Below are 26,335 nucleotides of genomic sequence, written 5' to 3' on the forward strand. Positions count from 1 at the left end.
CGAAACAGCCATGGATGCTGCTAATAAGCCGGCAGCCCGCGTGAAAACGGTTATCTTGCTTTCATGAAGAGGCATTCGATGCAAAAAACAGCAGGCGGTTTGGGCTGGACTCTTCACCGTTTTGCGGATATCTGGTTATCGCTACAGGAATATGTAAACGTAAGCGTTTTCATTCGTCGAGATAATGGCTTTTTTGCTAAACATATTTCTCATCCCGCAAAAAGCCGAAACTTTAAAGGTTCGGAACGAAAAAAGGGTATCCCGCAGGTTCTTTAACCTTTGGGATACCCTTATCGGGTTGTGCTTATAAACGGCGATCATACGGGATCTTTTTGCTCCTGCGGGCTCACCCCGGTTTTTTTCAAATAAGCGCGCCACGTAATGCACCACCGCTTCGGATCGTCCAGGGACGATTCGTCATTGCGGTGAACGGTGCTGTTATGCGGAGCCGTTTTGACGATCTCCGGATTCGTATAGGCTTCATTCGAAATCTGCTCCAGCGCCTGAATGTATTCGTCAAGATCTTCCTTGGAATAAGACTCGGTCGGCTCGAGCGTAAACGGCTGCGGCACGATGTACGGATGATGGGAGGTCCAGTAATGCAGCCCGAAATCACACATCCGGCGCGTAATGTCCTCGGTTGTGACGCCGGTTTCGTCGGTCAGCTGCTTCCAGCTGTAGCGCACCTGCTCGAGGCGGCGCCCCTTGATGTACGGAGCGCTTGCGCCGCGGATTTGCAAAATTTTATGGTACAAATAGTTGTTGTTCAGCACGGCGACCTGGGCCACGTCCTTCAAGCCCTCAGCGCCAAGGCTCAGAATCCAGGCGTATGCCCGCAGCACGGTTTGGGCGACGCCGTGGAAGCTGCGCACCTTGCCGATGCTGAGTTCGCCCTGATCCTTCAGCACGTAACGTCCGCCTTCTTCGCGTTCCACAAGCGGCCCCGGCAGGAACGGCTTCAATTCTTCGATCACGCCGAGCGCGCCCGTCGCCGGTCCTCCGCACATATGCGGGGCGGCGAAGGTTTTGTGCAGGTTGAAAAAGCACATATCAAAGCCCGCTTCCTTCGCCCGGGTGATGCCGAGCAAGCCGTTGGCGTTGGCTTGGTCGTAGTAGCATACGCCGCCTGCGGCATGCACCACATCCGTAAATTCCCGGATGCGGTGATTGTAAATGCCCGTGTCTTCCGGGTTCGCGACGACAAATCCGGCAGTCCGTTCGGAGACGGCGTTTTTCAGTTTTTCAAGGTCCGGGAAGCCGTCTTCGTCCGGATGCAGCGTAATGATCTTGTAGCCTTTGACCGCAGCGGTCGCCGCCTGGGACGGATGCGAGAAAATCGTCGTAATGATTTCGTCCCGCTGATCGCCTTCGCCGCGGGAATCATGATAAGCGCGGACGATGGACGCCATGGCCAGCAATGCTTGGGTACCGCTGCTCGGCTGGAATGAAAAAGCGTCCATGCCGGAAATTTCGCGCATCGCAAGGTCGAGTCGATGATAGATTTCAAGCATGCCCTGCACGGTGCCGGCGTCCTGCAGCGGATGAAGCTCCGTTAAACGCGGGTTGCGGATCAGCATTTCATTGATGCGCGGAATGTATTTCATCGTGCAGGTCCCCTGCCCGATTTCGACGTTCAAGTCCGATCCCAGCGTTTCCTGGGACAATCTCAAGTAATGGCGGAGCACTTTGGCCTGCCCGATCTCCGGGAGCGCGAGTGCCGAGGCGCGCCGCATGGAGGCGGGAATGCTGTCCTCGGCGCTGCCGACGGCGGCCGCTACGGCGGCTTCGGCGCCCGGCGGGATGACGCCCCGCTCCCCTGGACGGTGAAGTTCAAAAATAACCGGTTCATCCCATTTGGCCTGGTGGAACTGACGAACCTTATGGTCTCTCTTAATCCGTTTCATGGCGTCTCTTCCCCCTCTTAGGTTCTAATAGGCGATGCCTGTGCCGACAATCGCGCGGATCGCGGCCGCAAGGCGGTCCAGGTCGGACTGCGTATGGATTTCCGTCACGCAGTAGAGCGCGCATTGCCCCCACGCCGGATACCCCGCGGACAAATCCTTGCCGCCGAAAATCCCTTCCTCCATCAAGCGGCGGTTGATCTCGGCAACGGTAAGGCCCGTGGCGTTAAAGTCGACGACGAATTCCTTGAAAAAGGCGCCTTCAAAACGAAGGGAAACGCCCGGAATCTCCGCCAGCTTCTTCGCGGCATAATGCGATTTCTGGATGATGGTGCTGCCGACCTCACGCATGCCGTGCGGCCCGAGCAGCGCCAAATATACGCCTGCCGTGATCCCCCACAAGGCGGTTTGGGTGCCTACGGATTCTTTGCCCTTCTCCCGGAGGGCAAAGGACGTGCGCTCGTAGGCGACATCCCCGAAGCCGTATTCGCCCTCCACCTCGGTCGGCACGATGCCGAACAAGCGGGAAGGATATTCCATGACGAATTTCTCTTCATCGCGCGTCGCGATGAAACCTGCCTGGCCGCCGCCGTAATTCATATGCATGCCAAGCGGCTGCAGATCCCCGCAGACGATGTCCGCGCCGTAACGGGATGGCGCCTCCAAAACGCCTAGGGAGATCGGGTCGACGCCGACAATCGATACGGCGCCGGCGTCATGGGCAAGCTTCGAAATTTCCGCCCCCCGGTCCTCGATGATGCCGAGATACCCCGGGTTTTCGAAATAGACGGCGGCAACGTTGGCGCCGAGCTTCCCTTGCAGGTCGCTCAGATCCATTTTCCCCGTAACCGGATCGATCTCCACGTATCCGATTTCCATGACCGGCATGCAGTAATTGCAAATAATCGCGGCTTTATCGGGATCGACGGAACGCGGAAGCAACGCCTTCTTGCGGCCCGTCATACGGCCGGCCATCCGGATCGCGGTGGAAGCCGCTTGCGCCCAATCGAAAGTCGGGACGTTGACGACATCCATGTCGACGAGTTCGGCGACGAGGCTCTGATATTCGAACAACGCCTGAAAACGCCCATGGTCTTCGTATGGTTCGCCGGCATAAGCGGTCACGAATTCGGAACGCTGGTTGATCTCGTCGCATACGGCCGGAATGAAGTGCTGCCAGCAGCCGGCTCCGAGGAAATTGAGGTAATCCGCGCCGTGCTTGTTTTGGGACAGCAGGCCTTCGATATGGCGGCGCAGCTCGTATTCGTTCATCGCCGGCGGCAGGTTCATCTCCCGCTTCATCTTCAGGCCGTCCGGAATCGCGTCATGGAGCTGATCCATGGATGTCAGGCCGATTTCCTTCAGCATGGCGTCCCGGACCTCCGGAACGGTATTCGGAATATAAGGATGGGCAAAAGTTCTTTCAGCCAAATTGATCGCCTCCGTTCGTGTTGGAAAAGCAAAACAAAGATCCGTCCTAAGCAATGCCGCCTCCGTCGACGACAAGCACGCTGCCCGTCACCCAGGAAGAGAGGTCGCTGGCCAGGAACAAAACGGCATTCGCAATATCGCGCGGGGTGCCGAGCCGTTCCAGCGGCCGCCCGCCGGCGGAGGCGACGAGGAACGCCGCCTCGTCCTGCTGCAACTGCTTGGCCTCGTCGCGAAGGAGCGGCGTGTCGGTATCCCCCGGCGACACGCAATTGACGCGGATGTTCGCCGGACCGTGGTCGATGGCCATCGCTTTGGTCAGATTGACGACCCCGGCCTTGGCCGCGCAGTAAGCCGCGGCCCGGTCCCCGCCTTTCAGACCCCAGCCGGAGCCGGTATTAATGATGCTGCCGCCCCCGCCTTTTTCCATGATCGGAATGATAAATTTGGAAAGCAGGTATACGCCTTTCAGCGAAACGTCCAGCACCAGGTCCCAATCTTGTTCCTCGAGCTCGGTCACCGTTTTGCGGCGAATGACGCCCGCGTTGTTAAACAGGATGTGGATGCCTCCAAGCGTAGAAGCGATCTCATCGGCAACGCGTTCGCAATCCGCGGCCGAGGTGACGTTGCAGCGATGGAAGCTGGCCCGTCCCCCTTTTTCGCGGATTGCCGCCCCCGCTTTTTCCCCTGCCGCTTCGTTAATGTCGATCAGCGCCGCATGCGCTCCAAACTCGGCAAGAAGTTCGGCGGCGGCCAGGCCGATCCCCGAAGCGCCTCCCGTCACGACAGCCACCTTGCCAGACAAATTCAATACGTCCTGTGATTTAAGCATCGTTCTCCTCCTCTTGCTTCATGTTGTTCGCTTCGGCCGCCATGCTTCGGCTCAATCGTTCCGGCGCGCAATCTTCGGCCATATACGCCTGCAGCAGGATGCGGAACCGGAAAGGCTCCGGCTTGACCGCATGCTCCGGCGACTGCGCCGGCCCGCAGCTGTTGCTGCCGAGGCCGTTTTGGCGGTAATCCAGATTCAGGGCGATAAACTCCCGCGGCACCAGATCGCTCATATGCTGTGCCGCTTCCAGGTCGGCGTCGGTATACCGTCTTGCGCTGAATTCAAGCACCGGCGCGCCGGCCGCAAGCAGGCCGATGCCCGATTCGTCCGCGATGGACACCCAGCGGACGTCCGTCCGGTTGCCGTTCTCCTGCGGATACACGTACGGCGTAAACAAGCCGTCGACCGTATTCCGGTAGACGCCGAACCTTCCCGCTTCCTTGCTGTCCGAGTAGCTTTCCCCCGGCCCGCGGCCGTACCACCGGACATGCTCCATGTCGCCCGGAATTTCGAGCTGCAGGCCGATCTTCGGCAGCATGGAAGGCGGCGTTCCTTCCGGCGTCCCGTTCACGTCGATGACGACCAGCCCGCTGCCGCTCACCGTATAAGAAACCGCGCAGCGGAACCCCCAATCATGAACCGGCGGCGCAATCCGCGAATTCCAGGTTACCCGTACCGCGGTTTCATCCAGCCGCTCCCACCGGAAATCGTCGATCCGTTCGGAGAGCCGATCGAGATGGGCTTTGCGCCAATCCGCGAGCACGTACATGTCGTTGTCGATCGGCGCCCGCCAGAAGTTCAGGCGCGGACCGCGACGAATCAGCTCCTTGCCGCCGAACTTCAACGAATCGATGCCCGCCTTCAGCCGGTCAAAGGTCATCCGGAACGCGTCGTTCCCTATCGTAAGCATTCGTCCCTCTTCGCTAGCCGATAAGGATTCGGCGGATGCGGCCGCAGCCTTCGGTTCGGCGGGCGCGGCGGCAGGCAGCGCAAACTGCGCCCAGGCCACCTCGTGGCCTTGGGGAGCCCAATCGCAGTCTGCGGCCAGCGTGAAGCCGATGTTCAGCCAGCGTTCGGCATCGGGTTCGGCGACGGTCTGCGTCTGATCGTCCCGCAGCGGCGCCTCCAATTCACAGCTCTCCCCGGGAGCGACCGGCGGGAGCGCAAGCACGCCGCTTTGCAGCGTACGGCCATCAGCCGTGACGCTGTAATGCGCCTGCAAATGATCCAGGCCGATAAAATCGTACCGGTTCGTGATACGGATGCGGCCGCCTTCGATCATGTCGACCCGGACGGGTTCGATGATTTTCTTGTATTCGATCAGTCCCGGCGACGGCGTCCGGTCCGGGCGGATGAGCCCGTCGATGACGAAATTGCCGTTGTTCGGCACATCGCCGTAATCGCCGCCGTAAGCGTAATCGGCCTTGCCGTCCGCCGTCTTGCGGCTGAGGCCGTGGTCGATCCATTCCCAGACGAAACCGCCCTGCAGGCGCCGGTACTTGTCGAAAACGTCGAAGTACGCGCGCAGCCCTCCGGGGCCGTTGCCCATCGCGTGGGCGAATTCGCATAACACATGCGGCTTCGGATGGTCCTCCATTTGGCCGAACCCTTCCATTTTCTCCACGGAAGAATACATCGTGCTGACGACGTCGCATACCTCCGCTTCCCGGTCTTCCTCGTAATGCACGAGGCGGGTCGGGTCATGTTCCTTGCACCATGCGGACATCGCGCGGAAGTTGCAGCCGAAGCCCGATTCGTTGCCCAGCGACCAGAAGATGACGGACGGATGGTTTTTGTCGCGTTCCACCATGCGGCGCACCCGGTCCACGTAAGCTTCCTTCCAGGCCGGATCGTCGCTAAGGCGTGAAATGTTGCCAAGCGGCTCGAAGCCATGCGTTTCGAGATCCGTTTCTTCCATCACGTACAGCCCGTATTCGTCGCACAGGTCGTAAAAGCGCGGGTCGTTCGGATAATGCGCCGTACGGACCGCGTTGATGTTATGCCGCTTCATCAGCTTGATGTCCTCCAGCATCGTCGACAACGTCACCGTCCGGCCCGTATCCGGGTGATGGTCATGCCGGTTGACGCCTTTGAGCAGGATCGCCTTGCCGTTTACCAAAAACTGGCCGTCCCTCACCTCGATGCGGCGGAAGCCGACGCGCTGGGCGACGGTTTCGGTTACCTGTCCCCGCGTATCAAGCACGGTCAGGATCAAATGGTACAAATACGGCGATTCCGCGTTCCATAAAACCGGTTTGGCGACGGGCAGGTTAAACTCGGCATACGCCTCCCCGGACCATGTTTTTTCGGCGGAAAGCAGCTCGGCCCCCGTCCGATCCAACAGCTGGAGCCGAACTTTTCCTCCGGAGTCCTCTCCATTGATGTCCGTGCGCACCGACAGCACCGCATTCGCCATTTCCGCATCAAGCTCCGTCGCCACGCGGAAATCGGCGATACGGACGGATGAAGGTTCGGAAACCAGGTACACGTCCCGGAAAATGCCGCTCATCCACCACATATCCTGATCCTCGAGATAGCTGCCGTCCGACCACTGATACACACGAACGGCCAAGCGGTTCACGCCGGATTTCAAATACGGGGTCAGATCGAACTCCGACGTCAGGCGGCTGCCTTGGCTGTAACCGACAAACGCCCCGTTCAGCCATAGATGGAAGGCGCTGTCCACGCCGTCGAACTTGATGGATACATGACGACCGTCCCAATGCGAAGGAAGCTCGAACTCCCTTACGTAACTCCCCGTCGGATTATCGTTCGGCACATGCGGCGGATCGACCGGAAACGGGTAATACAGATCCGTATAATGCGGATGCCCATAACCCTGCAGCTGCCAGTGGCCCGGCACGCGGATATCGTCCCATCCCGAAACGTCGAATTCCTGCTCGTAAAAATGCCGCGGAGCCAGCTCCGGCCCCTCTGCAAAATCGAATTTCCATATCCCGTTCAGCGATTTGAACCACGGGGAACTCCCCCGGTCATAACTCAAAGCGCCCTCCCGATCCGGGAACGGGATGAAATAAGCCCGGCTCTTCACGCGGTTCCGCTCCAGGACGCCGAGGTTATCCCAATCCCGCTCTTGCATGATGTCATTCATGGTCCTCTTCCTTTCTCTGCGATCTATCCTTTGATGCCCGTCGTCGCGATTCCGCCCACGATATAACGCTGCGCGAAGAAGAAAATGGCCAGCGGCGGAATGGAGATCAGGCATGTGATCGCCATAATCGACTGCATGTCGACGCCGTACATTCCCTTAAACTGGGACAGACCGAGCGTCAGCGTATATTTCGTCTGATCGTTCAGGAAAATGAGCGGCCCGAGGTAGTCGTTCCAGCAGCTCATCACCTGGAATACCGCCACCAGGATCAGCGAAGGCCACATCAGCGGCACGATGATCCGGAACAGCACCGTCACTTTGCTGGCGCCGTCGATCGTGGCGGCTTCGTCCAGCTCCCTGGGCAGGGTCAAAATAAACTGCCGCAGCAAAAAGATATAATAAGCGGATCCGAACCACGAAGGCACGATCAGCGGCTTCAGCGTATTGATCCAGCCCAGATAGTTGAATTCCATGTACTGCGGGATCATCGTCACTTCCCACGGAATCATCATCGTCGCCAGCACGATCAGGAACAGGATGTCGCGTCCCTTGAACTGAAAACGGGCGAAACCGTAAGCGACAAGGGTGCAGGAAATCAGCTGGCCGAGCGTGGACAAGACGGTGATGGACACCGTGTTTTTCAAAAACAGGTTAAACGGCTGGCTGTTCCATGCTTCGGCAAAATTGCTGAACTTCCAGACGGAAGGGATCCATTTGGGCGGGAACAGGTACAGCTCCTGCTGCGATTTGAGCGCCGTCGTCACCGCCCAGAACAATGGCGCGATAAACAGGAGCGAAAACAGGATCAGCAGCAGGTACGTCAGCGCTTTTTTCATCCGGCCTGCACCCCTTTTCTCGATTTCCGCTTATCCCTCCGCGAATTCTTTTTCATCTCACCCTCATAAAACACCCACGCTTCCGACGACTTGAAAACAAGGAACGTCAGCACCAGCACGATCAGGAACATGAACCAGGCATTTGCGGCGGAATAGCCCATTTTGAAATATTTGAATGCATTTTCGTACATGTACATCGCGTAAAAATACGTCGATTTCAGCGGCCCGCCCCCCGTCAGGAGCAGAGCCAAGGTCAGCTGCTGGAACGCCGCGATAATGGAGGTGATCAGATTGAACAAAATCGTCGGCGTAATCATCGGAATCGTCACGCTGAAAAACTGGCGGATCTTCCCGGCTCCGTCGATGGAAGCCGATTCGTACAGATCCTTTGGGATGCCCTTAAGCCCCGCCAAGAAAATCAGCATCATCGAGCCCTGTCCCCACAGGCTGGCCACGACCATCGCCACAAGCGACCATCTCGTGTCGTTCAGCCAGTCGGGTCCCTGAACGCCAAACAGCGACAGAAAATAGTTCAATATCCCGTAATCCCCGCTGTAGACCCAGGACCAGATCATGGCGAGCGCCACGCCCGATATAACGGACGGCAGGTAAAAGGCGGTGCGGAAAATCGCGCTGCCCCGAACCTTTTGGTTCAGCAGCATGGCGAGCCCGAGCGCGATCATAATGTTGAGCGGCACGAACAAAACCGCGAATTTCAAAGTGACGAACAGCGACTTCCAAAACATCGGGTCGTCCGTAAACATCTCGATGTAATTATCGAGGCCGATAAACGTCACTTTGCCGACGATCGGCCAATCAAAAAACGAAATGATCAGCGAAAACAGCAAAGGTCCGAGCGTAAAAACGACGAATCCGAATATCCAAGGAAAGATGAAGAGGTAGGGAGCAGCCCCACCCCATCTGCGTTTTCTCAAGGGCTTAAGGGCGGCTGTATGTTCCCGTGCGTTGTGCAGGTAGGTCTGAGCCATCTCCTAACCTTCTTTCTATAGAGGTTGTTTAGTGTTATTTCAAATACCGCTCGCTGTCCTTCACGGCCTGATTCAGCACTTCCTGGGCGTTCGCGCCGTGCATCACCGCTTCGACCCCTGCCGACAGCTGGCGGTTCACTTCGTTCCATTTCGGATTCAGCAGGAACGCCGGCGTATCGCTGGAACGCTCAAGCATCGTGTAAAAAGGCTTGTAAAGCGGGTCCTGGTCCTTCTTCAGCTCGGTGACGACGCTTTGGCGGACAGGCAGGTCGGCCACGCGCATTTTGATCGAATCGTTGGATACGTAAAATTTGACGAACTCCCAAGCCAGATCCTTTTGCTTGGAATCTTTGGCGATGGACAGCGCGGATTCGGCGAGCACGCCTTTCACCGGTTTGCCCGGGAAGGCCGGCATTTCCACCGTGCCTACGTCGATTCCCGCCTGTTTAAAAGACTCCAGCGGCCAGATGCCGCTTTCCCACATCGCGATTTTGCCGGCTTTGAAAATATCGTCGCCGCTCTGCTGCCCTTTGCCGCCCGTCAGTACCGCGGAACCGTTTTTCACCATGTCTCCGAACATTTGGATCGCTTCGGCGGTTTCCTTGCTGTTCATGTAGCCGTCGATCGATTTGCCGTCCGGGGAAATGAAGGAGCTGCCGTTGCTCCAGACGAATCCCTGCAGGTCATACGTGTCGTTTTCGGCGCGTACCCCGAAGCCGTACTGCCTTTTCGATTTGTCGGTGAGCTTTTGGGCGATCTCCTGGAACTGGGCCCAGGTCCAACCATCCTTCGGATAAGGAACGCCTGCCGCGTCAAAAAGCTTCTTGTTGTAATAAACGACGCGGGTCGTAAAACCGGCCGGAATGCCGTAGAGGGTATCGCCGATTTTGCCGTAGTTGAACAATCCTTTGTAAAAATCATCTATTTTGAGGTCGGGGTCCTTGTCGGCGTAGCTGTCCAGCGGTTCAAGGGATTGATGGTACGTCGGGAAGTCCCACATGTACATCACGTCCGGCGGGTTTGCCGCCCCAAAGCCCGCGGCCAGCTTCTGGTCGAATCCGTCCGCGTACGCTTCGACCTGCACCTTCGTGCCGGGATGCGCCGATTCGAATTTTTTGGCGATATCCTGCTCGATTTTAAGCGCATCCCCGGTATCCCAGGTTGCAAACCGCAGCGTCTTCGTTTGTTTCGAGCCGCCTTCGCCTTGGCTGGACGTTCCGGCGTTGCCGCCGTTGCCGCCGCAAGCGGAAAGGACGGATACCATCACCGTTGTTGCAAGGACAATGAGTGAAATTCTCTTTTTCATCTTGTCAGCTCCCCTGTCAATGAGGTGTATAATAATTGAACCGCTTTCATCTTAACTCTTATGAAAGCGGTTCAAAACGTGCATCTATTCGAATGTTGTTGCGTTTTTGTTCGAATGTTGCCGGGCGGGTGTCAATCTGTTCGAGGGGCCTCTCCTTTTTGTTGGGCGCGGTAATGGCTTGGCGTTTGCCCGGTGCAGCGCTTGAACCATTTGCTGAAATATTTGCTGTCCCCAAGCCCCGTGCGTTCGGCGATCTCCTGCATCGTTAAGCTTGTGTCCCGCAGCAGCCCCGAAGCAAGCCGCAGCTTCCGTTTGTATTGAAAAGCGATGAAGCTGTCCCCGACCGCCTTCTTGAACAGGATCGAAAAATGGCTGCGGCTGAGCCCGACCTTTTCGGCCAAATCGCTTGCCGACCAATCCGCCGCCGGATTGGCGTGCAGCAGGTGGACCGCCCTCCAGATCGGCTCGGGCCAATCTTCGCAGGACACGCCATAGATCCGCTCGAGCTCCGCTTCCTTGTGCAGCGACTGGAACGCTTCCTTCAAATCGTCGGGATGCGTCAACGTTCCCTTTCGGCTCCAGTGCAGCTTGACGCATCGGCTTTTGCATGCGACCAGCAGTCCCTCCGCGGCATCCCGCAGCGATTCGGGCACCGCCCAATAACAGTATTCCTCGCCGTAAGGAATAAGCGTTCCTTCGCATATGCCCGCTTCTTCCCGAGCCGCATCGGAAAGCATCCCGTCCCAGGACTTGCCGCAATCCGCCGTACGAATCAAATAAACATGCAGCGGCTCGCCGTTAAAATGCCAAGCTCCCTTGCGCAGGCTGGCAAGCTCGGCCGGAAATTTGTCGTTATGCCCGTTCAGCCAGGCGAAAAGCATCGTTTCCAGCCGCTCGCTATCCTGGCCGTCCGCTAGAGCCGGGGATGAAAGCTCCTGTTGGAACTGCTTCAGTATCTCCTCCAGCTCTTCATCCTCAAACGCCGTCTTCAGCAAATACCCCGATGCCCCGAGGCGTATGCCCTGCTGGGCGTATTCGAAATCCCGGTGGCAGCTGAGCAGAATGATTTTCGTCCGCTGCGCCGTTTCTTTGACTTTACGGGCCAATTCGATTCCGTCCATCTCCGGCATGACGATATCCGTGATGACGATTTCGGGACGGTATTCGAGAAATGCTTCCCAGGCCTTCAGCCCATTGGGCGCATCCGCAACGACCTCCATGCCGAACCGCTCCCAATCGACCGTTGAACGCAAGCCTTTGCGTACAATACTCTCATCGTCCGCGATCAACACCTTCATTTTCTTTGCCGTTTCCACCCTGACATTCCTCCTTCTTCGGCCAACGAATGACGATCGTCGTGCCCTCGCCCTTCGTCGAATGTACCGTAAGCCCATACTGCGGGCCGAAATGCAGCTTAAACTTCTGATCCGCGTTTTGTACGCCAAGCCCGCCGCGCCCGCGGCTTGCCGGCTTCGGCTTGGACAGCCCCTCCAGCTTTTCCGGCGCAATGCCCGCGCCATCGTCCTTCAGCGTAAGCACCAGTTCGTCTTTTACCTCTTTGACGTCCAACTGAATGACGCCGACCCCGTCGGTAAACCCGTGGAAAAAAATGTTCTCGAACAGCGGCTGCAGCGTCATCCGCGGAATCAAATACCGCTTCAGCGACTCCCCGCAGCGCAGTTCGTAGCGAAAAACTTCGCCGTACCTGATCTCCTGGATGTTCAAAAAATGCTCGATCATCCGCAGCTCCCTGCCTAGCGTGACGAGCTCCTGCGAAATATCGAGGTTGCCTTCCAGCACCATCGTCAAATGGTAAAGCATCTGGCGGATTTCCTCCGCCCCCTCAAGCCTGGCTTTCCACTGAATCGAGTTTAACGTGTTGAACAATAAATGAGGGTTGATCTGGTAATGGAACGCCCGCAGCTCCGCCTCCTTTTTCAGCCGTTCGCTTTGCTCCACTTCCTCGATCAGCGTCTGTACGCCGCTCACCATCCGGTTAAAACTCATGTCGAGGCTCCCCAGCTCGTCACGGCCTTCGACGGGCAGCCGGGTGTCCAGTTTGCCGAAGCTGACCTTCTGCATCGAATCCTTGAGCGTCCGGATCCGGGCCGTAAACCGGGAAGAGAAAATATAAGCCAGCCCGAAGGCAAGCACACATGAAATGAAGGCTACGACAACCGTATTGGACCGGATGACTCCGGACGATTTGTAAAACGCTTTGGCCGGCAGCCTCGCCTCGATGATCCACTGGTTCACCGCCAGCGTTCGGTCCCAAATGACGTCGCTTTTTTTCGGCGCAAACTTGGAAGCGCTCTCGTAAATAATTTTTCCATCCGGAGACTTGATCGTCAAATGGGCCTTCGTGTCTTCCTCGAACAAGCGGAACATATGGAGCAGTTCCTGCGCGTTTTCCTCGATCAGGATCGTGCTTCCGTCCTGCGCCCCGTTCGGATGATGTATGGGCACGGCAAGCCCCAATACCGGGAGGTTCGTATCTTCACCCCTCATGGCATGGTTTTGCTTGTAAAAACCGAGCCAGTACATGCCTTGATAGGAAGCCGGCCTTGATCTCCATCCGGGGATGTTGTTCAGCTTAGCCACGTCCAGGTTGTTTTCCCCGTAATAATAACCCGACGGCGTAATGATATAAATGCCTGCCGTCCGGTCGGTTCGGAGCGACTTCAGCAGCGCTTCAAAATCGTTTTTTTCGATAATTTCGCTATAAGTAACGGGAACCCGGTTCCCCAAACCGGTTCGTGCCGGGTCCAGCAAATAAGAATAAATGGTCTCGCTCGTCTGTTTCATGCGGCCCAATGAAGAATTGGTCTGCTGCTCAAGCTGGGCCACGGCATTTTCCCCGTATTTGCCGAACTGCGAATTGATCATTTTCGCCGACTGGTAATACGATACCGCGCCAAGCGAAAGCAAAGGAATCAGCGCCACGATGAGAAAACAGACGAGCAGTTTGGTGCGGATGCTGCGGTACGATCCCGACATGAGACGGCGGTACAGCTGGCGAAGCCGCTGAGCTATCATCACGATTCCCCCCCTTGCCTGCGTATAGCGTATAACAGCATTCTAGCATGGACAAACATGCAGCAGACAAAATAAAGCCCGATTTGGCACCGCTTACATTTTTCCAAATGCGGATAAACTTGCTTTGACGCGGATTCGCCGTGGATTTGAAGCGGATTTAAAACGGATTTGACGTAAATTTCATAAGGCGTTTCATGCCGGACAAACGGGAAAAGCACTTCCCCTTGCGCTTTAAAAAAAGCGGGAGAAGTGCGGTTTTCCTACGTTAAGTTGCGTATTCATGCCCCAAAATAAGGAACACGCTTGACGTCCAGGTAAACGCTCTGTCGCGGAGGCCTTCGCCGGTCAAAGCGTCGAAGTTTTCCGCCATGCCGCTGCGGCTCAGCATGCTGCAGAAGCGGCGCGATACTTCGCGGGCCAGCTCGGCATCTCCGGCTGCGGCGGCGCCTTCCACCAGCAGCATCGTCGACGGCGCCCAAATCGGGCCGCGCCAATACCCGTCCGGCGTATAATACGGGCTGCTTACGCTTTCGGTCGCCCAGCCGTTGGCCGTCAGGAACCGGCTTTCGTCGCGCAAGCCCTCAAGCAGCGCGGCGCGGATAGGCTCGGGAAGCCGTTTGCCGAGCAGGATCGGCACAAAGAGCAGCAGGCTGTCGCCGTCGGACGGCTCATGCGTGCCCGAGCGGCAGGAGATGAACTTTCCGTCCCGCCAAAAATGGCCGATCATTTTATCGAGCGTATCCTCCGCCAAACGGCGCCATGCCGAAGATTCTTCCGTCAGTCCCAGCAGGCCGGCGATTTCGGCGAGCAGCTCGGATTGAATGATCAGGAAAGCGGCCAAATCCGGGCTTTCCACCGGAATCCCGTTATTAAACGCGGTGCTGTTGTCCCAGCCCGAATCGTTGCCGTGGTTATACTGCGGAATGCCGTCGCCGTCCCCGTCCCGGTACCGGAACCACCATTTCGTCCATTTGGACAACGGACCGTATACCTCGCGCAGCTGGGTTTCCCGGATATAATCGGTCCGCCGCATCATCCAGGCGAGCGTCCAGCCGTGAATCGGCGGTTTGTTGCAGTTCCACAGCTCGTATTTGTCGTTGACGAAGTCGGGGATCAACCCGCTTTCATCCTGCCGGTCGAAAAAGATCATGAACTGGTCCCAGGCCAGCTTCGGATCATGCCGTACCAACGCCATCGCGTTAAAGCAGTGATCCCAACTCCATATGTTCGTCATCCAGTTTTTCGACATGTACATGGCCGGCCGCGTCAGGCACCCTTCCGCAGGAACGAGGCAGGACCAGGTAATGTAAGCGGCGAGCTCCCGTCCCTCCGCGAAAGCGTCGGGAACGGACAAGCTGCGTTCCAGCCAGGAAGCAAAATCGGCTTTCGCCGATTGGACCGCCTCGTCAAACGGCTCCCATACGTCACGAGGTTCCCAGACCGTCCGGAATTCCTCGACGGCAAACTCCGCTTTGTTCGTAACCGGATCCGGGGCGAACTCGGCGACGACGCGGGAGCTTTTGATTTTGTCCCACGGCACTTCCATCTTCATCCCGCCGGCAAGCCGGGTCAGCATGAAGCGGCATTCGTGGGTAAAGCTGTTCATCTCCCAGCTGTTTTCGTTCACTTCATACGCATAATCGTAAGCGGCCGGCATGAAGGTCAGCCGGATGCCGCAGCCCTTCGAACGGAAACGGACCGTGCGGCTGTCCGAAATGCACATTTCGGCGTAGACGGCGGACGCGGGCGATTGCAGTTTGACCGCCTCCGGCGATGCTTCCGCCGTGAACGGGATCCGCTTGCCGATCGAATCCGTCAATTCGATGCGGAACGCTTCTCCGAACTTGTCGTCCCCGCCCCGTACCGTCCGGAGGTACAGGCCTTCTTGTCTATTTTTCCCTTCAGGCAGGAGCGATACCGCGAGAAACGTCTCTCTCCGGCTGAAGGGCACGATGCTCAGGTCGAATTTCATGGCTGCTCTCCTTCGTCAAGAGGAATCATAACGCTTTCATTGTACTCCTGATCCGGAAACGCAGGAACGGCCTGTTGTTTTTCGAGTGGCGGCCATTTTGTTGGAAATACGAATTTATTTTGCATGAAGGTGTCTTTTTGTTTGATCATAAGGGGTGCAAATGTTAGAACGGAACATTATTCGCTTTGGGGTTTCTCCTCCGTCACATAGAAACTTTGGCTGCCCAGCTCGATCCGTTCGCCCAGCATTTCGTCGTACAACGTAAGCTTCCAACCTCCCCCGCCCAAGTTTCGGTACCTGCCGCTGGTGAAGCTTGCCGAATAAGCGTTCCGTGCTCCTTCGTTCAAATCCGTTCCAAGGCTCACCTTCTTTTCTTGGGATTGTCCGCTTGGATCCGTTATTCGCAAGATCAGCTTATGATCGTATGCCCCGGTTTCATTGGCGTCATCACGCTGCAGATCGTAACTCATCGCGATGTTCACCGTTTCGCTTTTCTCTGCCATGCTGCCGCTCAAATTCAGAACCGACAAGGTGTACGGATATGCGGAGATCTGTGTCAGGCCCGTTTTTGGCCGGATCATCCCCGGTTCAAGCTCGAGCGAAGCCGCATCGATAAATCCGGTCGGTTCCTCCTCCGGTTTGGTCAGGTGATTTCCGGTTATTTCCGATCCAAATACAAGCTTGAGATCCGATATGTTCACGGATTTCGGCAGTTTAGCCCTAAACGCGACCTGCTGCCTTGCTCCCGGCGATGCCGGCTTTTCCGGATGAACCGCTTCGGCCTCGTATATTTCCCCGTCCCCGGTCTCGTAATAGGCATAAAACCGTGGAAGCTCGATGCGGCGTTTCCCCCCGCTGTCCAGCAGCATTTCCGTGAATACGATGTTGGCGTGAGATCCTTCATACACGCTGGTTTGACAGTCAAAAAGTTGAAGGCTTTTGCCCGCCATGGACAGCGCCAAGCCCTTTTCCGGTTTCACCGCCTCCGCCGCGGTAATGACGTTCGGGGTGCTCAAGGACAAAAACGGCGTTTTTTCTTCCTTATCGAGCGCATAAAGGATGACCTTCAGCGTTTTGAAGGGTTGGGTATACGGAATATGCGCAAGCACGTTCATCTCGGCGCTTTCCCCCGGACGCAGGGCGGAAACTTCCCGATCCATCCATATTTCCGTCGTAGACGAAAGATCCAGCAAATCCGCCTTCAGCGATCCTTTCAACGCCGGCAGTTCCAGATCGACCGATTGCGTATTCGTCAGCTTCAGTTTGACCGCCAGGATGTCTTCGTCCTTCCATGGTAAACGCCGCAAGGACTCCAACGTGTAATTAAACCCGCCGAAAGTGTTGGTCTCGGCATACGTTACCCCCTTTTGCGCGTCGGTTTGCGGGCGATAGGGAATGACAAAATAGGCTATAGGCAGGTTGATCTTCCCCCCGACGCTCGCCCCGGTGGTATTCCCGGTTTGCGGGGTATCCTTCGTATTCCCGTCTCCAGCCTGCTCCTTACCGGCGGATTCGATCCATTCCAGGCGCAGCGCGTCCTGCTCTACCTCAAGCGGGATTTGCGCGCCAATCGGAATGATTTTCTCTTCCATCGGCTTTAAGGCGAGGCCGCTTAATCCTTTGGAATCGACCGGAAACGATTTTCCGGATGAGGTTCTCACGTATAAGTTATACGAAGGGAGCGTCACCGGCTTGTTCCCGTTATTTTTCAACCGGAATTGAATCGACCATATGGCCTTCCCGTTTTCCGCCGAGACGCCGGCATTTTGGAGTTGGGCTTCCACGCTGTTTTGATCGATCATCATTTTTTTGACGGCGCCCTGGCCCACGATAAGATTCGGCACTGTGGCAGGAGGGAGCCGAAAGGCGAATTTCGCGTACTCCAGCTGCAGGGCGTCATCCTTTTGCGTAAATTGAAGTTTCATGCGATCCGTTGGGATATTCGGAGGGATTTCGCATAGGTACGAAATGAGCTTTTTTTCGCCGGGCTGCACCTTAAACACGGTTGTGGCACCCAGTGCAAGCTTAAACATGCTGCCTCCGCCCGATACGAGATACGCGGCGTATCCCGGGTCTTCCAGCACCTTTTTCCCCCGGTTCGTCAAGGAAAAACCGACCTTCGCATAGGTTTTCCCGCCGTACTTCAATACCTCAAGCGATTCGCCCCGGGCCGTCACCGGCATATTGTCCAAGATGGTGTTCAGGCTTTTGCCGTAAGGGGTCTCGTTAGAGCCATTCGCAGGCACCCCAAACGTTCCGGCCAGCTTCAGGTACCCCTTTGTACCGGCATCCCAAACATACAGCGGGATTGTGATTCCTTTGAGCGACTGGATTTGCTTCAGGTTCGCATAATAGGTAACCCGCAGCGTTTCCTCGGGTTGAATCGTCTTTTTCGCCGCGTCCATGCTGACCGGATGCCCCATGATCAGGGAGCCGCCGGGCGTCTTGACCTTCGAAAAAAAATTCAGCAGGCTGACGCTGCCGCTCCCCGTATTTTTGTAGCTCAGCGTATACGTCAGTATGTTCCCTCCGGCCTGCGACCATAAGTTCACGTCTTCCAGCGTGACTTTCATGCGGGAGCTGATCGCGATCGAACCCAGGCTGCTTGTCACCGCCATACCCGGCGTACCGGAAGCCGCCTCGGTAACGGCCGGCGGATACTGGCTGATGAGCAGCAAGCTGAACAAGATTCCGCAAAATTTTGTGACGTTTCTCATTTCCATTCCTCCGGTCGTTGTCCTATTTTATCCAAACATGACATCCCCTTTTTCATGCGCTATGGGAACCTAAAATCCCTGCCGCCGGGAGAGGCGGCTATCTACTTATGGACACGCGTACCGTCCACGATGAGGTCGTTGCTGTCTACGATAACCTCCTGTTCATCGAATAGCCCCTCGGTGACAGCCGATGTCGTATCGTTCGAATCGATCACCTTCACGTTCGTGCGAACGGCATAATAAGCGTTGCCAAGCGGCCCTTCCTTTTCTTGAAGGGTGAACACGTAGGTCCCCTCCTGATCTTTATGGATTGCCTCTTTCGGCACCAGGATCGCGTCGCCGTTTGTGGACTTGGCGATGTTCACGCGCAGCTGCTCTCCTCCATGCAGGGAAGAGTCTTTCAGCAGAATCTCGACCTGCTTCATGGATGAGGGCGCCTTTCCACCTAAACCGTTTAGCTCGCTGTCTGCAGAATCGTTTATCGTGCTGCCTGTTGAACCTCCCGCTCCTCCGATCTTCTCGACGATTCCGGTGATCGGCGGATGCTCTTCTTGATCGGCCAGCTTGATGTCCTTCAGCGTTTCGCCTACGGCGAGCAAGGAGGCGACCTCCGAAGGCATAAGCAGCTCAGCTTTATATCCTTTAGCTGCATTCGCGATCACGACATCCGGTTTGCCGGTGGAACTAAAACCCTCCAGTGCGCCGACATCCATGATGATGCCGTCGAAGGGGGCCGTAATTTGCTGATTGTCCGCAAGCTGTTCTTGAAGATTTTGAATATGCTTCTGCTGAACGGACACATCGACTTTGGCCGATTCAAGTGCGGCAGCGGCGCTGATTCGGGCGGCCTCGTCCTCCGCCTGCATCGCTTGCATCACATTGTACTGGAGCTGCTCCATCGACAATTCCAGCTTCCGTAATGCGGACTTTTCATCCGCCAGCTGCTGCTGCACATCCCTGCCTTCATATTGGATCAGCGCTTGTCCCTTTTGCACGGCGTCTCCTTTTTTGACAAGGATATGGTTTACCTTCCATCCGGCCGGGTTGGACAACGCTCTTATTTCCACAGGGATCGCTTCCGCGCTTTCTTCATAGGCATGAGTCATCGCCCCTTTGCTGACCGTTATGGTGAGTACCTTCGGCATCGTAAGCGACTGCAGCGTATTGCCGGCAAAAGTGAACAGAAGGAGAAGTCCTGTAAACAAACCTGCAATCAGGCGGATTTTGCGTTTTCTTGATGGGGTTATATTATCTTCCAAAGGCGAATCAACTCCTAGAACTAACCTTTAATGCCGGACAATTGGATGCCCCGGGTAAAATACGACTCGGCATACAGGAACAGCAGGACCATGGGAGCCATATAAAGCGCCGAAGCGGCGAAGCCGATGCCCAGCGCGTCTTTGTTGATCCGGGCGAGATACAGCGATAACGGCTGCTTGGCGGCGTCCTGCAAAAATATAAGCGGCTGTTCGATCATATTCCAATAATCGACGAACAGCAGAACGACCAGCGCTGCCAGACCGGGTTTCACAAGCGGCAAAATGATGCGCCAGAAAATCAGCCACTGTCCCGCGCCGTCCATCATCGCCGCTTCGGAATAAGCTCCGGGAATATGGGCCATGAATTGGCGCATCATGAACACGCCGAAGGCGCTGAAGATGCCGGGCAAAATGATCGAAGCCTCATGATTCATCAGCCCCAGCTTGTCGATCACGATATAGTTGGGGACAAGGGTGACTTGAAACGGCATCAACATCGTCATCAAATAAACCATAAACAGCTTGTTCCTTCCCGGAAACCGCAGCTTGGCAAAAGCATAAGCGGCCAATGACGCGATCACGGTTTGACCTACCACGATGGGAACGACCAGCATGACGGAGTTCCAAAACATGCGCATAAATTGGGTCGATAACATCAGCACCTCGGCATATTGCCCAAAGGAGATCCAATCCGGGATCAGCTTCAAATTGATGAAGGCGTCCTTGCCTCCTTTCGCCACATCCACCATTTGTCCGATCAAGCCGTAATTCGCCGTTATTTCCTGCTCCTTCATAAACGAGTTCGTTAGGATAAAGATGATCGGTGCCAGCATCAGGACGGCGGCAAAAGCCAGCAGGAGCGTCAGTATCAGCTTAGGAAACCATCGCCATGTCTTCATGTTGTTCCTCCCCGCTTATTCCAATAGTTCCCGGAACCGCTTCTCTATGCCGAGCAGACCCGCGATCAGGATAACGATGCATCCCATCATAAGCGCTGCCGCCGCGGTCAGCTTCTGAATATCCAGCGAATAGAACATGTTGTTCATATAGTGCTGCAGCATGTAAATGCGGTCATAGGGATAGTCTCCCGCCAGCAAATACGTCTCCCGAAAGACTTTAAACGAGTTGATCATCGACATGAGCAGGACGAAAAACATCGTCGGCGTCAAATATACGAGCGTAATATGGAACCATTGACGGATCGGCCCCGCCCCCTCCACTTGCGCCGTCTCGTAGTAATCCTTCGGAATGGACTGCAAGCCGGCCAGAAATAAAATGACGTTGTAACCGACATTTTTCCAAACGTACATCATGACGATAATCGCCATTGAACCGTCCGACTGCATCCAGTCGATCCGTTCCTTGTGAAAATGATGCAGCCATGCGTTAAGCGTTCCGTTCCAGTCGAAAAGAAATTGCCAGAACATGACGACCGATGCCACCGGCACGACCAGCGGCAGAACGAAGGATGTGCGGAGCCATCCCCGCAGGAACACGGATCGATTCAGCAGGACCGCCAGAAGCAGGGACAGCAGTATGAGGAGCGGGACGCTGATCCCCGTAAACAGGAGCGTGTTTCCGGCTGCCTTGCGGAAAGAGCTGCTGTCCATCACCGCCCGGTAATTATTGAAGCCGGCGAACCGGCCGCCAAGCGAACCGTCCGTAAACGATTCGTATATACCCATCACAAACGGAATGATGTAAAAGCAGGCGAAGCCGATCAGGCTGGGAGCCAAAAACCATATAGCCTTCATCCCGCCTTTGCGCATCCATCTCCTTAAGCTTCTCTTATTCATTCAGGTATGTCGTAACCTTGTTCTGGATGAGCTTGGCGACATCATCCGCGGATTTCTGCCCGACAAAAAAAGCTTTGGACTCCTTAAGGATCATTTCCCGCACCGGTTCGGACTTGTATTCAACCTGATGAACCGCTCCGTTCACAAGGCTCTCCAGCAGATCCAATTCGGCAGGGTCGACTTTGACCGCCATACCATGCAGCGGCCCCTCCTCATAGGCTTTAACCGTCCCTTTGGCCTTCAATTCCTTGATCTGATCGGCAAATGATTTTTTGTTGATCGGAAATCCCGTTTTCATAGAAGGCGTTTGAAATTCTTCGGACATCATGAATTTTATGAAGTCCCACGCTTCCGCTTTCACTTTGGAGTTCGAGTTCATGGAGATGCTCTCGTAAGGCCTGAAATATCCCCCGGCGGTCGTTTCCTGGGCATGAGGTTTCATGTAAAATTTCATATGTTCACCGTATTCCCTTAGAGTGACGAAATAGTCCTTCGGCGAGTTGATATGGACGGTTCGGAAATAAGCCGGGTTCCGCGGATCTTGGGTCACGATCTGATCGTCGTACATGGATTTGACCTGATTCATCAGACCGGTAAAGGGCTCCGATTCGAAATGGGCTTTGCGTTCTGCCACGTCTACAAATAAGTCATAATTGTCCATCGCGATGTCGGATAACAGGTTCTCGGGCTCGCCGAATACCAACGCTGAAGGAGATCCTTTGGAAGCTGCAAGCTGCTTTGCGGTATTCATAAAATCATTCCATGACCAGGACTTATCGTTCACCGAAACTCCGGCTTTGGCGATCGCGTCTTCATCTCCGGCAAATCCCTCCAGAAAAAAGGCGAGCGGCATGGCGTAAAGCCCCTTGCCGATTCGAACGTTATCCAGGATATTGCCGAAATAGTCCTCCTTTTGGAAGGTTGAATCCTTGTCCATCCATTCCCCGAGATCCTCCAGCAGCTGATGCTTCACGTAGTTGTCGGTCGGCAAAATATTCACATATTCCGCGGATTGAAGCAGATCGGGGCCCTTGCCTGCCAGCATCGCCGTATTTGTGTTTTGAACGAATTTTTCGATATCCGCTTCCACGTGGGCATCGTCGGTGTAGGAAGACTGCAGGATAATCTCAACATTTGGGTGCAGCTGTTCGTATTTCTTTTTGGCTTGCTCAAACCGGTCATCCGGGAAAAACATCGAATAGACGATGGTCTTTTTTCCGCCGGAAACGGTATCATCCTTCTGGGCCTTGCCCGCAACCGAACCACCGTCGTTTGTCCCCGCCGCGTCCTTGCTGCCGATTCCCGATTCCGACGCTTGCCCGTTAGGGCTTCCGCCGCTGCAGGCGGTCAAAAGGATTGCAAACAAACAGGTAATCCATAGTCCTGCTCCGATTTTCTTCATCTGCAAGAACTCCTCGCCTCTATATTTTTTGAAATTTGGATTCCGCCCCATTTTTCCGCTTCACTCCCCTTTCCTGGCTTTAAGGCCAGCCATCCTGCTTATCACCCGCTTTTCAAAATATAAAGGAAAGATGTCACCAAACTTTCGCCTACTTGTGAACAAGTTGTCTCCAAAAACATATAGATTTTAATATCTGAAAAAAAGACGGCAGACCGAACGATCATTCGTTCAGTCTGCCGCAAATAAGAGTATCTTTTTTTGAATGCATCCCTATTGCAAAGTGACTATTGAAACTTAATAATAAACGACTGATTATACGAGTCGGGACTTGGCTCTGGACTCTTCTGATTTGCCGTTGAATATATTTTTCGCCCATTGATCAAAAGGCTGTCGTTTTGCGGACTCCAATCCATCCTCGACGGTAGGACCCCTTGATAGACCGATTCGTTGTACAAGACGTTGTTTCCTTGAAGCTTGCCGGCAAAGATCGAGATGTCGTCGATGACTTTCTGGAAATAAGCGATATGCTTCCTGTCCTGCGATAATCGAAAGCCAAGGACCCGCTCCAGCAGGACGGAAAGAGCCGCATTTCGCCGATCGTATTCATAGAGCGTGCCTTCCGTGCCGAGAAAAACGAATTGATCTTTGTTAAGCCACGCCGCCTGATCGCTTCTCGCCTCATTTTCGTATTGGATCTGAAAGGCGTCTCCGCTTATCGTTCCCATGCCGATATAAACGGCCCCCACATTTTTCTGCCAAACGATCACTACGCTTTGCCCGTCGTCGGACATCTTTACCGCCGAGACGCTGCCCTCGATTTGAAAGCCCTTTAGCGGATAGCGTTTGGCTTGCCCAGCGATCGTGTCATACACGGCCATTTGGATAGCCGATTCTTTAGGGGTGCTCTTTTCGGTACCGGGATGACCTTCGTCGGCGTCCGTGAAGAGATAGGAGATATACTTGCCGTTATCCGACCAAGCGGGGGCGGAGAGCAGTTCCTGACGCGGCTTTATGGCAGCGATATTTTTTTCCTGTCCGTCGGATAGCGAGATCAGCTTCACCTCGACGCTATCTTGCGCCTTCTTGAAACCGGTGATAAATTTGCCGTTTGGCGACAGCACGAGGTTCCACAAACCGATGTCTAATTGCCGCATCATCTCAGGTTGTTCATAGGGAGGCGGGAATCGCTGTATGCTTTGCGTCAAAGTCCTGTCTGCGCCGGAAGCGTCCTGAAAAACACCAATAACGGATTCGGAATCCGCCCAACCAAGCAATGAATCGTCTTTTGCGTCCAAAATCGGAAGCCTATATATGGTTTTCACCTTAAACGGCTTGCTGCCTGAATCGGAAGTATGTTCAGCTTCGGTGCTTGGAATAATGATCGTTTCCGACCGCTGCCCCACTGCACATCCGGATAAGAAAATGATTAAGGTCAAAAACGCGCGCCATCCTGCAAATCGTTTGCGTATCATGATGCTCCCTCCTTCCCGAAGCAAGGTATTTCCACGTAAACCATAATCCGCCCTTCCTGGTTGACCAGGCGAATGCTTCCTCCATGATCGTCGACGATCGATTTGGCGATGCTGAGACCGAGGCCGACGCTGCCTTCTTCCTTAAAATTACGGCTCACCGAATAGAACGGCTGAAACAGGTTCTTCAGTTGGTCAGGCGGAATCGGTTCGCCCGGATTGCCGAAACTAAAGCGAACGAGTCCGGCGTCCATCTCGGCCTTGGCGGAAATCTCCGCGTGAGGAGAGCTGTATTTGATCGCATTATCGAGGAGGTTGATAAACAGCTGGCGCAGCCTGTCCGGTTGGCCGTTGACATACAGGCGCTCGTCCGCCTGGCAGACGATGCTCTTTTTATAACGCTTGGCGCGGAAGGACATCGAATCGCAAACGTCCTGCAAAATCTGGCCCGCATCCACCTGTTCCAATTCACGGTCGTCCGAAGGTCTGCGGGATACTTCCAGCAGCTTGAGCACCATGCCGTGCAATCGCCTGCTTTCTTCCACGATATGATTCATTCCTTTATCGAAAAACGCGCGGTCGGCTTCCCCTTTTTCCCGAATCATTTCGGCATATCCGAGGATGGAGGTCAGCGGCGTCTTCAATTCATGCGTGACATTATCGAAAAACCGCTTCTCCTGCTCGTTGAGTTCCTTCAGCCGGTCGCGATCCCTTTCGATCGTCGAAATCTGGCTGCTGATCCGGTTGATCATTTCGTTGAAATTGACGGCCAGACGGCCGATCTCGTCCTTTCGCTTAAAACGGATGCGTACGTCCAAGTTGCCGTTTTTCACTTCCGTGGAAGCCCGGGTCAGCTTGACGAGCGGGATTGTGATATGTCTGGACAGGACGTAGGAAAACAGGAAAGCCGCGGCAAAAACCGCCAGCGCGATGTAGAAAATGATGTCCGAAATCCGCCCGCTTTGTTCATAAAGCAGGGTAAAATCTTTCGCAAAACGCAAAATGCCCACCTTTGTGCCGTCAATGACAACCGGATAAGAAAAAAGGACCGCACCTTGATCGCGGCCGTAGCTAATGTTGTAAGCGGTCTTGCCTGCAACGGCCTGCTTGAGGTCGTCGTCACCGCGTCCGGCAAAAACCGTCTTATCGGACGAAAACAGCAAAACGCCATCCACCGTGTAGGCGCTGACGCTGCTTCCGGTCGCATGGTTCAAATCATTCACCATTTCCTCCGCCATTTGCCCGAAATAGATGTTGTCGTTCGTAAAATGGTTGATCAGGAAGGCTTGGCGCACATAGACGTTGCTGTTATTTTTCATCCCGACCAAATCCGAGGTGACGATTTTTTGATTGCTTGTCCGGATGATTTCATTGACCGTCTGATTCAGCACGAGAAATGAAAGGGAAAAGATGAGAAAAAAACCGACGATAAATTTGGCCCTGATCGTCCGGATCATCGCTGCTCCACCTGTTTCTCGAATTTGTATCCGATGCCGAAGACGGTCGTAATCAGGTCGCCCGCATCCAGCTTTTTGCGCAGCCGTTGAATATGGGTATCCACCGTACGGGTATCGCCGACGAAATCATATCCCCACACGAAATCGAGCAGCTCCGAGCGGGTGAAAATTTTGCCCTTATGCCCGAGCAGCGTCATGAGAAGATCGAATTCCTTCGGGGTCAAATCGATCGGTATGCCGTCCTTTTTAACCAGCCGTTCATCCGCCACAATCTCGATATTCCGAAACCGGATTACCTTCTCCTTCTCCTCATCCGCCTCGCGTTCGCCCGCGCCTGCTTGATCCACCCGGCGGAGTATGGTGCGGATCCGGGCGACGACCTCGCGCAGATCAAACGGCTTCGTAATGTAGTCGTCGGCCCCGAATTCAAGACCGAGCACTTTGTCGGTTATATCGGATTTGGCCGTAATCATTAAAATGGGAATATTATAGCTCGCGGTCACTTTTTTACAGATGTCCAGCCCGCTTTGGTCCGGAAGCATCCAGTCGAGGAGAAGCATATCGGGGCTAAATTCCGCAAGCTCGCTCATGCCCTTCGCACCGCTGGCGGCAATGCGGGTCTCGAACCCTTCCATCGCCAGTCCGTAAGCAAGCAAATCGGCAATGGGCTCCTCGTCTTCGATAATGAGAATTTTCGTTTTATTCATGAATATCTCCGTTCCTTATTCGTTATCAATGAAATCTGCGGCAGCTTTACGACTTATGCCTGTTTGAATCGATTTTATCATAACGCGGAAGCATTAAGAAAAACGTGTATCGACGT

General features: G+C 55.0%; 20 protein-coding genes. 1 reads left to right on the forward strand and 19 read right to left on the reverse strand.

From position 1 onward, the window contains the following. Window positions 1-78 precede the first annotated feature (78 nt). Window positions 79-276 carry a hypothetical protein gene (locus tag GQY55_RS27665; RefSeq protein WP_160045155.1) on the forward strand — a complete coding sequence of 66 codons (198 nt, stop codon included), beginning with the start codon at window positions 79-81 and terminating at the stop codon, window positions 274-276. Window positions 277-317: 41 nt separating this feature from the next. Here the strand turns inward: GQY55_RS27665 and gcvPB are convergent, their stop codons facing one another. The 19 genes from gcvPB to GQY55_RS27755 all read right to left on the reverse strand — a co-directional run bounded on the left by gcvPB (window position 318) and on the right by GQY55_RS27755 (window position 26,219). Then, window positions 318-1,904 carry an aminomethyl-transferring glycine dehydrogenase subunit GcvPB gene (gcvPB, locus tag GQY55_RS27670; protein ID WP_160045156.1) on the reverse strand — a complete coding sequence of 529 codons (1,587 nt, stop codon included), beginning with the start codon at window positions 1,902-1,904 and terminating at the stop codon, window positions 318-320. Window positions 1,905-1,928: 24 nt separating this feature from the next. Then, window positions 1,929-3,332 carry an aminomethyl-transferring glycine dehydrogenase subunit GcvPA gene (gene gcvPA / locus GQY55_RS27675; RefSeq protein WP_160045157.1) on the reverse strand — a complete coding sequence of 468 codons (1,404 nt, stop codon included), beginning with the start codon at window positions 3,330-3,332 and terminating at the stop codon, window positions 1,929-1,931. A 46-nt stretch (window positions 3,333-3,378) separates the two neighbouring features. Continuing rightward, window positions 3,379-4,161: an SDR family NAD(P)-dependent oxidoreductase gene (locus tag GQY55_RS27680; RefSeq protein WP_160045158.1), complete on the reverse strand. Its 783-nt coding sequence runs from the start codon at window positions 4,159-4,161 to the stop codon at window positions 3,379-3,381. Continuing rightward, entirely contained in the window at window positions 4,154-7,273 is a 3,120-nt protein-coding gene (gene ebgA / locus GQY55_RS27685; protein WP_236575915.1) for a beta-galactosidase subunit alpha, read from the reverse strand. The genes GQY55_RS27680 and ebgA overlap by 8 nt, the downstream gene beginning before the upstream one ends. Before the next feature lie 23 nt (window positions 7,274-7,296). After that, window positions 7,297-8,109, reverse strand: coding sequence for a carbohydrate ABC transporter permease (locus GQY55_RS27690; RefSeq protein WP_160045159.1), 813 nt, complete (start codon window positions 8,107-8,109; stop codon window positions 7,297-7,299). Next, entirely contained in the window at window positions 8,106-9,098 is a 993-nt protein-coding gene (locus GQY55_RS27695) for a carbohydrate ABC transporter permease (RefSeq protein WP_160045160.1), read from the reverse strand. The genes GQY55_RS27690 and GQY55_RS27695 overlap by 4 nt, the downstream gene beginning before the upstream one ends. A 34-nt stretch (window positions 9,099-9,132) precedes the next feature. Further along, window positions 9,133-10,404, reverse strand: a complete 1,272-nt coding sequence (locus GQY55_RS27700) for an ABC transporter substrate-binding protein (protein ID WP_160045161.1) — start codon at window positions 10,402-10,404, stop codon at window positions 9,133-9,135. Window positions 10,405-10,535: 131 nt separating this feature from the next. Beyond that, the gene (locus GQY55_RS27705; RefSeq protein ID WP_236575916.1) at window positions 10,536-11,720 is read right to left on the reverse strand and encodes a response regulator; all 1,185 of its coding nucleotides are present in this window, start codon (window positions 11,718-11,720) and stop codon (window positions 10,536-10,538) included. Next, window positions 11,677-13,440, reverse strand: a complete 1,764-nt coding sequence (locus tag GQY55_RS27710) for a cache domain-containing sensor histidine kinase (RefSeq protein ID WP_160045208.1) — start codon at window positions 13,438-13,440, stop codon at window positions 11,677-11,679. The genes GQY55_RS27705 and GQY55_RS27710 overlap by 44 nt, the downstream gene beginning before the upstream one ends. A gap of 265 nt (window positions 13,441-13,705) precedes the next feature. Beyond that, entirely contained in the window at window positions 13,706-15,412 is a 1,707-nt protein-coding gene (locus GQY55_RS27715) for an amylo-alpha-1,6-glucosidase (protein ID WP_160045162.1), read from the reverse strand. Next, the gene (locus tag GQY55_RS31665) at window positions 15,409-15,561 is read right to left on the reverse strand and encodes a hypothetical protein (protein WP_236575917.1); all 153 of its coding nucleotides are present in this window, start codon (window positions 15,559-15,561) and stop codon (window positions 15,409-15,411) included. Before GQY55_RS31665 ends, GQY55_RS27715 begins: the two co-directional genes overlap by 4 nt. A gap of 27 nt (window positions 15,562-15,588) precedes the next feature. Beyond that, window positions 15,589-18,129, reverse strand: a complete 2,541-nt coding sequence (locus tag GQY55_RS27720) for a hypothetical protein (protein ID WP_160045163.1) — start codon at window positions 18,127-18,129, stop codon at window positions 15,589-15,591. Window positions 18,130-18,230: 101 nt separating this feature from the next. Next, window positions 18,231-19,388 (reverse strand): efflux RND transporter periplasmic adaptor subunit, encoded by a 1,158-nt coding sequence (locus GQY55_RS27725; RefSeq protein WP_160045164.1) that lies wholly within the window; start codon window positions 19,386-19,388, stop codon window positions 18,231-18,233. 20 nt (window positions 19,389-19,408) lie between these two features. After that, the gene (locus tag GQY55_RS27730) at window positions 19,409-20,287 is read right to left on the reverse strand and encodes a carbohydrate ABC transporter permease (protein ID WP_160045165.1); all 879 of its coding nucleotides are present in this window, start codon (window positions 20,285-20,287) and stop codon (window positions 19,409-19,411) included. 15 nt (window positions 20,288-20,302) lie between these two features. Beyond that, window positions 20,303-21,184, reverse strand: a complete 882-nt coding sequence (locus tag GQY55_RS27735; RefSeq protein WP_160045166.1) for a carbohydrate ABC transporter permease — start codon at window positions 21,182-21,184, stop codon at window positions 20,303-20,305. Further along, window positions 21,177-22,586, reverse strand: coding sequence for an ABC transporter substrate-binding protein (locus GQY55_RS27740; RefSeq protein WP_160045167.1), 1,410 nt, complete (start codon window positions 22,584-22,586; stop codon window positions 21,177-21,179). The genes GQY55_RS27735 and GQY55_RS27740 overlap by 8 nt, the downstream gene beginning before the upstream one ends. 284 nt (window positions 22,587-22,870) lie before the next feature. Then, the gene (locus GQY55_RS27745) at window positions 22,871-24,058 is read right to left on the reverse strand and encodes a hypothetical protein (RefSeq protein WP_160045168.1); all 1,188 of its coding nucleotides are present in this window, start codon (window positions 24,056-24,058) and stop codon (window positions 22,871-22,873) included. After that, window positions 24,055-25,512 (reverse strand): sensor histidine kinase, encoded by a 1,458-nt coding sequence (locus tag GQY55_RS27750; RefSeq protein WP_160045169.1) that lies wholly within the window; start codon window positions 25,510-25,512, stop codon window positions 24,055-24,057. The genes GQY55_RS27745 and GQY55_RS27750 overlap by 4 nt, the downstream gene beginning before the upstream one ends. Further along, window positions 25,509-26,219, reverse strand: coding sequence for a response regulator transcription factor (locus GQY55_RS27755; protein WP_160045170.1), 711 nt, complete (start codon window positions 26,217-26,219; stop codon window positions 25,509-25,511). Before GQY55_RS27755 ends, GQY55_RS27750 begins: the two co-directional genes overlap by 4 nt. Window positions 26,220-26,335: the final 116 nt, after the last annotated feature.

Source organism: Paenibacillus sp. USDA918EY, from assembly GCF_009870825.1.
GTDB classification, from domain to species: Bacteria; Bacillota; Bacilli; order Paenibacillales; family Paenibacillaceae; genus Paenibacillus_AQ; species Paenibacillus_AQ albilobatus.

Coding starts and splice junctions, on each gene's coding strand:
- ebgA (WP_236575915.1), bottom strand. CDS start 7,273: ATGAATGACATCATGCAAGAGCGGGATTGGGATAACCTCGGCGTCCTG.
- GQY55_RS27730 (WP_160045165.1), bottom strand. CDS start 20,287: ATGAAGACATGGCGATGGTTTCCTAAGCTGATACTGACGCTCCTGCTG.
- GQY55_RS27700 (WP_160045161.1), bottom strand. CDS start 10,404: ATGAAAAAGAGAATTTCACTCATTGTCCTTGCAACAACGGTGATGGTA.
- GQY55_RS27710 (WP_160045208.1), bottom strand. CDS start 13,440: ATGATAGCTCAGCGGCTTCGCCAGCTGTACCGCCGTCTCATGTCGGGA.
- GQY55_RS27690 (WP_160045159.1), bottom strand. CDS start 8,109: ATGAAAAAAGCGCTGACGTACCTGCTGCTGATCCTGTTTTCGCTCCTG.
- GQY55_RS27720 (WP_160045163.1), bottom strand. CDS start 18,129: ATGAGAAACGTCACAAAATTTTGCGGAATCTTGTTCAGCTTGCTGCTC.
- GQY55_RS27680 (WP_160045158.1), bottom strand. CDS start 4,161: ATGCTTAAATCACAGGACGTATTGAATTTGTCTGGCAAGGTGGCTGTC.
- GQY55_RS27740 (WP_160045167.1), bottom strand. CDS start 22,586: ATGAAGAAAATCGGAGCAGGACTATGGATTACCTGTTTGTTTGCAATC.
- GQY55_RS27755 (WP_160045170.1), bottom strand. CDS start 26,219: ATGAATAAAACGAAAATTCTCATTATCGAAGACGAGGAGCCCATTGCC.
- gcvPB (WP_160045156.1), bottom strand. CDS start 1,904: ATGAAACGGATTAAGAGAGACCATAAGGTTCGTCAGTTCCACCAGGCC.
- GQY55_RS27750 (WP_160045169.1), bottom strand. CDS start 25,512: ATGATCCGGACGATCAGGGCCAAATTTATCGTCGGTTTTTTTCTCATC.
- GQY55_RS27735 (WP_160045166.1), bottom strand. CDS start 21,184: ATGAATAAGAGAAGCTTAAGGAGATGGATGCGCAAAGGCGGGATGAAG.
- GQY55_RS27715 (WP_160045162.1), bottom strand. CDS start 15,412: ATGAAATTCGACCTGAGCATCGTGCCCTTCAGCCGGAGAGAGACGTTT.
- GQY55_RS27695 (WP_160045160.1), bottom strand. CDS start 9,098: ATGGCTCAGACCTACCTGCACAACGCACGGGAACATACAGCCGCCCTT.
- GQY55_RS27665 (WP_160045155.1), top strand. CDS start 79: ATGCAAAAAACAGCAGGCGGTTTGGGCTGGACTCTTCACCGTTTTGCG.
- GQY55_RS31665 (WP_236575917.1), bottom strand. CDS start 15,561: ATGATCAAACAAAAAGACACCTTCATGCAAAATAAATTCGTATTTCCA.
- GQY55_RS27745 (WP_160045168.1), bottom strand. CDS start 24,058: ATGATACGCAAACGATTTGCAGGATGGCGCGCGTTTTTGACCTTAATC.